9 protein-coding genes and 1 tRNA gene are annotated in these 9,572 nt (G+C 55.1%); 6 read left to right on the forward strand and 4 right to left on the reverse strand.

Features of this window, described 5'->3' with window-relative positions; all coding sequences use genetic code 11:
* Positions 1-208: 208 nt before the first annotated feature.
* Together B5F54_RS12005 and B5F54_RS12010 are read right to left on the reverse strand one after the other, a co-directional pair.
* Complete coding sequence (locus B5F54_RS12005; RefSeq protein WP_087234506.1) at positions 209-1,102, reverse strand: DUF2935 domain-containing protein; 894 nt, start codon at positions 1,100-1,102, stop codon at positions 209-211.
* A gap of 286 nt (positions 1,103-1,388) precedes the next feature.
* Positions 1,389-1,477: transfer RNA gene (locus tag B5F54_RS12010), tRNA-Ser, on the reverse strand.
* Positions 1,478-1,673: 196 nt separating this feature from the next.
* Here B5F54_RS12010 and B5F54_RS12015 point away from each other — a divergent pair.
* Positions 1,674-2,120 carry a cell wall hydrolase gene (locus tag B5F54_RS12015; protein ID WP_087234507.1) on the forward strand — a complete coding sequence of 149 codons (447 nt, stop codon included), beginning with the start codon at positions 1,674-1,676 and terminating at the stop codon, positions 2,118-2,120.
* Between the two features lie 29 nt (positions 2,121-2,149).
* The gene (locus tag B5F54_RS18145) at positions 2,150-2,761 is read left to right on the forward strand and encodes a hypothetical protein (RefSeq protein WP_242969694.1); all 612 of its coding nucleotides are present in this window, start codon (positions 2,150-2,152) and stop codon (positions 2,759-2,761) included.
* A gap of 120 nt (positions 2,762-2,881) precedes the next feature.
* Here B5F54_RS18145 and B5F54_RS12025 read toward each other — a convergent pair whose 3' ends face one another.
* A complete protein-coding gene (locus B5F54_RS12025) occupies positions 2,882-3,703 on the reverse strand; it encodes a hypothetical protein (RefSeq protein ID WP_087234510.1) in 822 nt (273 codons plus the stop codon).
* A 252-nt stretch (positions 3,704-3,955) separates the two neighbouring features.
* Here B5F54_RS12025 and B5F54_RS12030 point away from each other — a divergent pair, with 252 nt between their 5' ends.
* The gene (locus B5F54_RS12030) at positions 3,956-5,212 is read left to right on the forward strand and encodes an ATP-binding protein (RefSeq protein WP_237967223.1); all 1,257 of its coding nucleotides are present in this window, start codon (positions 3,956-3,958) and stop codon (positions 5,210-5,212) included.
* Between the two features lie 26 nt (positions 5,213-5,238).
* Entirely contained in the window at positions 5,239-6,489 is a 1,251-nt protein-coding gene (locus B5F54_RS12035) for a peptidoglycan-binding protein (protein WP_087234512.1), read from the forward strand.
* Positions 6,490-6,870: 381 nt separating this feature from the next.
* Here B5F54_RS12035 and B5F54_RS12040 read toward each other — a convergent pair whose 3' ends face one another.
* Positions 6,871-7,692, reverse strand: coding sequence for a C40 family peptidase (locus tag B5F54_RS12040; RefSeq protein WP_087234514.1), 822 nt, complete (start codon positions 7,690-7,692; stop codon positions 6,871-6,873).
* Positions 7,693-8,128: 436 nt separating this feature from the next.
* On the opposite strand from B5F54_RS12040, the gene B5F54_RS12045 reads away from it, so the two are divergent.
* Both B5F54_RS12045 and B5F54_RS12050 read left to right on the forward strand, forming a co-directional pair.
* Positions 8,129-9,247, forward strand: coding sequence for a galactose ABC transporter substrate-binding protein (locus B5F54_RS12045; RefSeq protein WP_087234516.1), 1,119 nt, complete (start codon positions 8,129-8,131; stop codon positions 9,245-9,247).
* A gap of 122 nt (positions 9,248-9,369) precedes the next feature.
* Positions 9,370-9,572 (forward strand): ATP-binding cassette domain-containing protein (locus B5F54_RS12050; RefSeq protein ID WP_140400304.1); only part of this gene is annotated, 203 nt, incomplete at its 3' end.

The raw sequence follows: 9,572 nt of genomic DNA on the forward strand, positions 1-9,572 counted from the left end.
GGTGGAAGGAAAGGACAAGAACAAAGTTTCGCTTTGGATGAAGCACAAGCAGGGAATGCCAAACCATATATAAAAAGAAAACAGGGAACGCCCGCGTCGGTCCGGCAGACGCAGGCGTTTCCTATTTTCTTTCCGGGGGAGAAGCCGGATATTGGCTCATGGAAGAAAACATCCGTAATGGATGCCCCGCAAAACAGGAGGCGTCCGATTAAGACTTCAGCAGACGGATATAGTGATTTGCTTCGCGCAGCACATGGTCTGCGAGGAGGGGCAAGATGATCGAACGAATTTTGCATTGTTCGATTCCTTGCGCGCCCGCCGCCTTAAAATCTCGGAACCGGATGGTTTTTTCCAGGGAATCCGCGGTTAAGGTCTGGTTTTGCGCATGATTGCAGGCGTTTAACAATGCTTGGTATTCATTGGCAAATCCGTCCGCGGTTTGCAGCAATTCCGTTTCAGAGGGGTCCAGCAGGCCGCGTATAAACATGGCGTGTTCCATCATGATCTGGTTCCAAAAGTGTTCGATTTCCTTCATGGACTGGCAGGTCAAATTGCCGTCGTTCTCGAGCATCCGAAGATATTTCTGATAGAGCTTCGCCTCTCGCAGAATATGCTCAATCAGTAGCGGATAGTTCATGGTGAACAGTTCACAGCAAAGAACCTGTTTTAAGATTCGTTCCTTAAAACCAATCAATCCGTTCAATAGCCGGAGCGCAGTCCGGTTCAGCCTTTGTACCTGGGGTTGTATTCTGGCGCAAACATCCGGCCGGCCACACGCGTTGCGCAGCTGTAGTTCACGGCTGGTGATCCTTCGGTTGATTGCAATCCCGGTAAAGCGCTCCGTCTGCTGTTCCGCCAGAGCGGTAAATTCCGTGACCAGTTCGCCGGAGCACAGGACATCCTGGCTGATAACGCCGTCGCTGAGCGCGATGGCTTGACAGAGCAATGTTTCAAATTCCCTTTTATAAACCTCCGCCTGCTTCGAAAACGATTCGTTCGCCGGGGTAAATCCCGCCCGCAGGAACAGGGAATGTTCTTTCATGATGCGCCCAAAGAACAGATGCAGTTCCAGGGAGCTTACGACATAATCATCTGTGTGCATAGTACCCTCCAAAACAACTGTAAATAAAAGAGATTGATCCATTGGTATGGTAATGCACATGGATTATACCGGGTTCTCTCCACACAAAAGATGCGGATTGCGGGCGTGGTCCGCCGCAGGGGAGGGAAAAAGGGATTGCTCCTTGGAAATAAAAAACTACACCCCACAAAGTGAGGTGCGGTTTACTGCTGGATTTATATTATCGAAAAGATACCCGCTATAAACGCGAGCGGCAAGGCAAAAGAAAAAGCCGAGTCCTGGACGCGAATTGCGTCCAGGCTCAGCCTGGCGGAAGCGGTGGGATTCGAACCCACGAGACGTTGCCGTCTACCTGATTTCGAGTCAGGCCCGTTATGACCACTTCGATACGCTTCCATATTCCATTGTAAATCGTCCATCCACAGGGCGAATACTTACATTTTAAAGAAGAGAGGGAAAAAAGTCAAGAGATTTTGCGGGATTCCAGTAGTTATGGCGAAATATTCTGCATCCAGCGCGGGAAAAGCTGTGCCACGGGGTGGGCGAAGGGCATAGGATGCTTTAAGACAATTCTAAAAATCAGGTGATGAGTATGGCTTATACGGATCGCGAACTTTTGGCGCGGCTGATTCAATGTGAGGCGGGCGGGGAAGGGGAGGACGGTATGCGGGCAGTAGCATCCGTCATTGTGAACCGTGCGCGAGTGCCTTACGGCGAGTTCTTCCGGGTCAGCCAAGGCGGCGACGTCCGCAGCATTATGGAACAGCAGGGGCAGTTTGTCTGTATGCGGGATTCCGTAAACGGCAGGTATAATCCGCAAAATGTGTGGAATATGGACCCGGAGGATATCCACTATGAGATCGCAGACTGGGCGTTGGCAGGCAATACCTTGAACGCCGTGGGGGAAAGCTTGTTCTTCTTTAATCCCTATAGCGAAGAGTGCCCAACGTATTTCCCACCCGGCGGGATCGGCGTCCTGTTCAACCGGGTCAATAACCATTGTTTTTATACGCCCACACAGAAATATGCAACGACTTAGGCTATTTTGTCGGTAGGAGGGTTTCACTTATGGATACAGGAACATTTGCACAGAATCAGGAGATGTCTAACACGAACACGCCATGCATGGGGGCGGGCTGCGCAGGGGCGTCGCCCGACGTCTCCGCATTTACGAATGTGCGGCTCAATCCCAATCTCCCCACATTGGAGGAGATCGCCTCATACAATTTGATGAACCCGTACCAAAAGGAGAGGCAGAGGCAACAATTGCAAAATGCCGGGAACAGCCCCCTGCGGGATTACGCAGAAGAAAACCGGAACGCTATGTGGCCCCCGTTAACAAACATTTGGCAAAATGCGAATGGCACACAGGGGACACAAACACAGAGCAGCGCCGTTGCGCAGAGCGGCGCGACCGGAGGTTCCCTTGCGCCGATTACGTCCATGACACAGCCGCAGTCGATCCCTGCGGAAAGCCTTCAATATATGAATGGTTTTTTGCGCACCCAGGTGGGGCGTCCTGTGCAGGTGGATTTTTTGGTCGGGACCAACAGCATTGTTACACGCTCCGGGATTCTCTTGGCCGTTGGGGCAAATTTTATCCTCATCAACGAGACGGAAACGGATGATATCCTTGCCTGTGATTTTTATAACATCAAGTTCGTCCGTTTCTATTATTAATAGGAAATGGAAAACAATCGGAAAGACCGAAACTGCGCGGGAGGTGATCCCGCACAGCTTCCGTCTTTAGGTTCTCTTACATCGGAACCGTTTACAATCCGTGGACGCTCCAGCAAATCGTTATCCGGCGGCTTCCACCGTCTGCGCAGAAGCTGCCTCGGGCGGGAGTTCGACCGGTGCGGCGGCATTGCAGTTGAACAGTTCCCCTGTCAAAACGCTTTTGGAGATGGAAACTTTCACACTGTCGCCGCTGATCTTGCTGAACACGGTGTTGAGCGCTTCCGTGGTATCCAGCTCCATGCGCAGGAGGCGGCCGTCGTCCTTGCCAATGTAACAGTAGCCGTACACCGCGGGGGTACTCGCCAGAAGTTCCTGCACCAGTGTCTGGGAACCGTCCCCCATGCCGCTGGCGGAGACAATCGCCTCAATGGAACTGCGCAGGATGTCCGCCGGGAACGTGACCTCCAGTTTATAAGCAGGGGTACCTTCGACTTCCTCCTCGCGGACAAATTGCGGGTCAGTGGCCTGCTTTAACAGGCGCAAAATTTCGATCTGTTCCGAAGGGGTTGTGTTGAGCGTTTCCGCCGGGGTGCGGAGCCAGCCGTCCTCGGTTTCTGCGTAAAACCAGCAGAAGCCGTCCTCGGTCATCGTATAGGTGACGGAAGGGGCGCCGGCCCCGGTATCCTGGGTGCTCTTTAGGCAGAAGGGGTCTGCAAAATAGACGGACGAAACCGCCGAATGGAAGGTCTGCTGTTCGGTGCCCGCGTTGAATTCCAAGTCATTGGAAAACCGGCTTTCGCAGCTTTCCAGGGCGTTTACCTGGGAAAGCGTCTCCCGGAGGAGCACCGCCGGATCGGGCTGGCTGTTTGCAGAACACGCCGTACAGCAGAGGCAAAGGCAAAGAATACAGGCATAAACCGCCCGTTTCCACCAATGTTTCATAGCGATCAGCCTTTCTTTGGATGGGAGCGGACAGCCCCCATTTATTTTTATATATAATAGTAACAAACAATGGATAGATTCGCAAGGCAAACGATGTCGTGAACTTGACATAACCCCTTGCAAAGGGTATGATGTACTGTGTATTGTTACAAATTGTTCCGGGGCAGATTTTACGGAAAAACGGGGGTTATCCGCATCGTGGGCAATGGCCGCGCAGCCGCGGACCAGCTGTGTAGAAAAGGGGTTTTTTCATTGGCAAATCGAGTAAAGGAAGCGGCCATGGAAATGGCTTCGCTCTCTGTGTATAAAGGGATCTTAAACCGGACGGTTCCAAAGGCGTTCTACCGGCTGCTTTGGGCGGCACGGGGGGATTCCCTGGAAGCGTTCTTGAATGCGTGGGGCGATTTCTACGATGTGCTGTGCATGCGTGGATACAGCGAAAACCTTGCAGGGTGCATCACAGGGACCGCCTTGTTTGATGAAAATGCATTTTCGCTCGCGGCCGCGGCTGGCACCGCCGTGCTTCCGGAGGGCGTGCGCCGTGCCGTCCGGCGGGATCTTGCGGTCATCCGCCAGGTCGCGTCGATTACGCCGCAGGAGCTCCGGGAAAACAGCGCGTTTGCGCAGGACGTCGCCGGGATGGAGCTGCCGGAATGGAAAACAGGGGAGCCGGTTGCCGTGCTCGGCGGCGACCTCGACCACTGCATCACAAAGATGGCGGAATATTACCGCTCCAACGGCTGCGGCATGTATGCGCGTTACCGCGCGTTTATCTGGCGGAATCACAGCATCCAGCCCGTGGCCTACCCGGACCAGCAGCGCCTTGCGGACCTCAAGGGCTATGAGATCCAACGCAAGCTGGCCATCGACAACACCCTGGCCTTTTTGCAGGGCTTGCCGGCCAACAACTGCCTGCTGTATGGGGACCGCGGCACGGGCAAGTCGTCCACGGTCAAAGCCATGCTCAATGAATTCTACCCGCAGGGATTGCGCGTGATCGAGATCCCGAAGGAATCGCTGATGGATTTCCCGGCGCTGGTGGACCAGATTGCCGCCGTACCGCTGAAGTTCATCATCTTTATCGACGACCTGTCCTTCTCGCAGCAGGACGATACCTATGCGGCGTTGAAGGCTGTGCTGGAGGGCGGGCTGGCGGCCCGTCCGGAAAATGCGCTGATTTACGCCACCTCGAACCGCCGGCATCTCCTGCGGGAGAGCTTTTCGGACCGCGAGGGGGACGAAATCCACCTGGGGGATACGATCCAGGAGAGCATGTCCCTGGCGGACCGCTTTGGCCTGTCCATCCAATTCTCCCTGCCGGATAAGGTGCATTTCCTGGAGATCGTGGAGCAGCTGGCGCGCCAGAGGGAATTGGACGAGTATCTCCCGGAGATCAAAGCGGGCGCGGAGCGCTGGGCGATTGCCCGCAGCGGCCGGTCGCCGCGCTGTGCAAAACAGTATATCGACGATGCGGAGGCGCGCATCCGGCGCGGACAGCCGCTGGACTGAGACGGACGGAAGGAGGCCGATCGAAGATGAAAAGACCGCTGGCAGCATTGCTGGGGATTTTGTTGGTGCTGAGTATTTGCGTGGGCTGTGGGCCGAAGGGCGATATCAGCTCCGGCGTAGCGGAACAGGACTTCCCCGTAACGGTAAACGAAGTGACGATCCAGGACGAACCCAAGGGCGTTGTTGTCCTGTCCCCTAATTTGGCAGAGGTCATTATGGCGCTCGGCTACGAGATGCAACTCTGTGGCAAGGGCGCTGCCTGCACCCAGGAGGACCTGTCGGTGCTGCCGGATATGACGTTGGATGACCCGCAGTCGATTTTGGGGGTTGGCGCAGACCTGGTCCTCACGGAGGACGCGCCCAGTGAAGAACAGAAAAAAGGGCTCAACGACGCGGGGATCGATGTGGTGACCATTGCGCCCGCTACCAGCCGCGAAGATTTTACCCGCCTGTACCGGGAGGTCGGTTCCTGCATGATGGGCGGCGTGAAGGGATACGAACGCGGGGAGAAGATCGCTGAGGGCATCTTTAGCACGATTGACGACATCAGCCGCCAAATCCCCCAGACGGATACGCCGGTTTCCGTCTGTTACCTCTACGATGTCGAGGGCGGCGTCGTGACGGGCGATACACTGGAGGGGAAACTGATCGAATGTGCCGGGCTGATCAATGCGGCTTCGGACGGGGCGGGAAACCACATGGATGTGGAAACGCTGCTGATGGTCCAGCCGCAGTATATTTTCTGCCCGACCGGTCTCAAGGATACCTTGGCCCAGACGGACCAATATAAGGATTTGACTGCTGTCCAGGAGGGGCGCGTTTATGAGATGGACCCCTCTTTGATGGAATGGCAGGGGAACGGGGATATTTCCGCTGTCAGTTTTATGGCGGGCACAGTCTACCCATCCCTGGCAGAGGGCACCACGTCCCTGGAGCCGGAGGGTGGCGAAAGCCAGACGCCCACCGGCGGCAATTCGGATATGGAGGTCGGGGATGTCACCTCGGACCCGGAACAGCCGGAAGGCGATTCCCTGAAGCTTGGCGACGAAGGCGACGCGGTGAAAAATTTGCAGCTGCGTCTGGCGGAGCTGGGGTATCTGTTCGTACAGCCGACGGGACTGTACGGGGAAGGGACCCAGCAGTCGATTATGGACTTCCAATATGTCAACAACCTGCGGATCACAGGGGTGGCAGATGAAGAGACCGTCAACCGCCTTTTCGCGGCGGATGCGCAGCCTCGCCCCGAGGGAAGCCTCATTTATTCTGCAGACGAATAAGTATTTGTTGAAATAACGAAACCATATCGGTACATATGACCAACGTTCTATGCAAAATCACTTGCGTTTTTCATAAGAATCTTTTATACTAATAATGGTTTTGATGCGTGGGAATGATTGTGCGCAGAAAACAGCGGCAATATGCAGAGGGGGTTCCCTCACAGGAGGATCGATCCAATTGCTGCTAAAGAGGGCGCAAATACCAAGGGGTTCCAGGCGTCACAGCTTGCCTGAAGCGGGACCAGCTATTGGGAGGGGCCGGTGGAAGGTTGGCTGTTATGGATTTGCTTTCGTGTTTTTCCTCAATATATTGAATAAAATAGTTATTCAACGCGGCGCTTCCGGCCAGGGGCTTTTCCTCTCCCCTGGCCGGAAATCTTTTTATGGGAACAAGCTGCCGGTTGCGAGCAGCTTTGGCGGAAGGTCCGCGCGGTATTGTGGCGACCGGGGGTCCAGGCTGTTGACCACCACGCCGTGGCAGCCGTTCCCCGCGGTCGCATGGATATACCGGCCGTTCCCGATAAACATAGCGACATGCCCTGGAAAATAGAGCAGGTCCCCCGGCCTGACGAGGCGGTAGGGGATCTTCTGGATGGCATATCCTGGCTCTAGGCGCGCATCGCGGAAGATGCAGACGCCGTTCAAAGCATATGCCATGAAACAGAGCCCCGAGCAATCGATTCCGGCCGGTGTCATGCCGCCCCACCGGTAAGGCGCGCCCAAATAGGAGCATGCCGCGCGGACAACATCACAGCGGAAACGCGCCTGGCTGCGGCGCCCCATGCCGCTGTGTGGCCTAGTAAGGGCGGACGCGGGAAGGAAGCCGGGGACCCCGTTTGGCAGAAGGACCCGGCTCCATTTGCCCGTGCCGGCTGGGGCGTCCAGTTGGACCAGCGCGCCCCGCGGCAGTGTGCATACAGCCGGCGCTTGCACCGATGGTTCCGCCTGGACATCGGCAAACGGCGCGCGGACCAAGGCTTTTGGCGCGGCTTTCCATGCTTCAAGGGATGCCGGGGGAAACAGGGCCGGTTCTTCCGCCCAGCCTTCGTACCCATAGCAGGTGCGCACCCGGCGGTAAATGCCGCTGGATTCCAAGATTTCTACGGAAACGCCGCAAAGGGCTTCATCCACACGCTCCGCCCCCTTCTTTGGCTCTTTCCAAAGCGGGGCAGCTGCCGTTTGGATCAATGCATCGTTCGCCATATCGTTCGCCTCCCCTTCAACAGGAATCTATATGCCGCAGGCTGGGGATGTATGCAGGGGCGGGGGAAGCCGCGGATATCCCCCAAAAAGGGGAGGTGCGGCAAAATTCCGGGTTGCAAATGGGGCGGGCCTGCATCTTGTGCTTTTCATGGCTACAACCCCAACATGGGACAAGTATTAGGCATGTTCCCCTAAATTCACAGGGAGATTTTGTCTTTTTTCACAAAGGTGGTCGTGGTTTGACAAAAACAATCGAGCAAAAGAGCGAAGATATTTTATAGAAGACCAAAGAATTTTATATAGATTTTTTGATTTGAGGAGGCTATACTTACTAATAGTAAATCGCAATTCCACCTGCATTTGTGCAAATGCACAAGGATGGGCGGGTTGCTAAACCGAAAGAAGATATTCTAAGAAAGTAGGAGGATTTTCAGGTATGAAAAAGGTATTAGCATTTATGCTGGCAGCTATGATGATGGCTTCTATGGCCGTTGGCTGCGGCAATGATGGCAGCACTTCTTCCGCAGACGCTGGCACAGCGACCGATACGTCTTCTGCGGAGGCCACTGATGGCGAGGAGCCTGCAGAAGAGCCGGCGGCAGACGCTTCTGACGTAAGCATCGGTTCCTGCGTGTACAAGTTCGACGATACGTTCATGACCGGTGTTCGTAACACCATGACCGCTCGCGCAGCAGAGCTGGGCGCAACCATCGATATCGTGGACTCCCAGAACAAGCAGCCGACCCAGAACGAACAGGTTGATACCTTCATCACGAAGGGCGTCAATGCTCTGATCGTTAACCCGGTTGATCTGACCGCTGCTGGCCCGATCATCACCAAGGCGAAGGACGCAGGCCTGCCGATCGTTCTCCAGAACCGTCAGCCGTCCGAGGAAGACATGAATTCCTATGACCAGGCTTGGTATGTTGGCTGTAAGGCAGAGCAGTCCGGCACGATGTCCGGCGAGATCATCGCTGACTACTTCACCGCGAATCCGGATGCAGATAAGAACGGCGACGGCACCATCCAGTACGTCATGCTCCAGGGCGAGCCTGGCCACCAGGACGCTACCCTGCGTTCCGAGTATGCTCCGAAGGCAATCGAAGAGGCTGGCTTCAAGGTTGAGCAGCTGGCTGCTGACACCGCTATGTGGGATAAGGTTAAGGCTACCGACTTGATGGCAGCATTCATCTCCTCCCAGAGCCTGGATAAGATCGAAGCTGTTCTCTGCAACAACGACGATATGGCTCTCGGCGCAATCGAAGCTCTGAAGGCAGAAGGCTACAACTCCGGCGATGCTTCCAAGTATATCCCGGTTGTCGGCGTTGACGCAACGAATCCGGCTCTGGAAGCTATGAAGGAAGGCTCCCTGCTCGGCACCGTTCTGAACGATGCTACCAGCCAGGGCAACGCCAGCGTGAACATCGCAGTTGCAGCTGCACAGGGCAAGGAAATCACCGAAGAGAACATCGGCTACCCGGTAACCGATGACAAGTATGTCTGGATTGACTATGTAAAGGTCACGCAGGACAACTATCAGGATTACATATCCTAAGTTTAGCGCGAACGCAGTACACTTTCTTTTGATTTCTTAAAGAAATTGTTGTTCTACGGGGAACGCGAAAGCGAGCGCTTTCCGTTCCCCGCTTAATTTTAGCAAGAAGGAGGACTGATGGAATGGGTGAATATGTGCTTGAAATGAACAACATCACCAAAGTATTCCCTGGCGTTAAAGCGCTGGATGGGGTCACCTTAAAAGTGCGTCCCGGCAGCGTACATGCCCTGATGGGCGAAAACGGCGCAGGAAAATCGACTTTGATGAAGTGTTTGTTCGGCATCTACCACGAGGATGGCGGCGAAATCATCCTGGATGGGAAGAA

This window comes from Anaeromassilibacillus sp. An250 (genome assembly GCF_002159845.1).
In the GTDB taxonomy this organism is placed as follows: Bacteria; Bacillota; Clostridia; order Oscillospirales; family Acutalibacteraceae; genus Anaeromassilibacillus; species Anaeromassilibacillus stercoravium.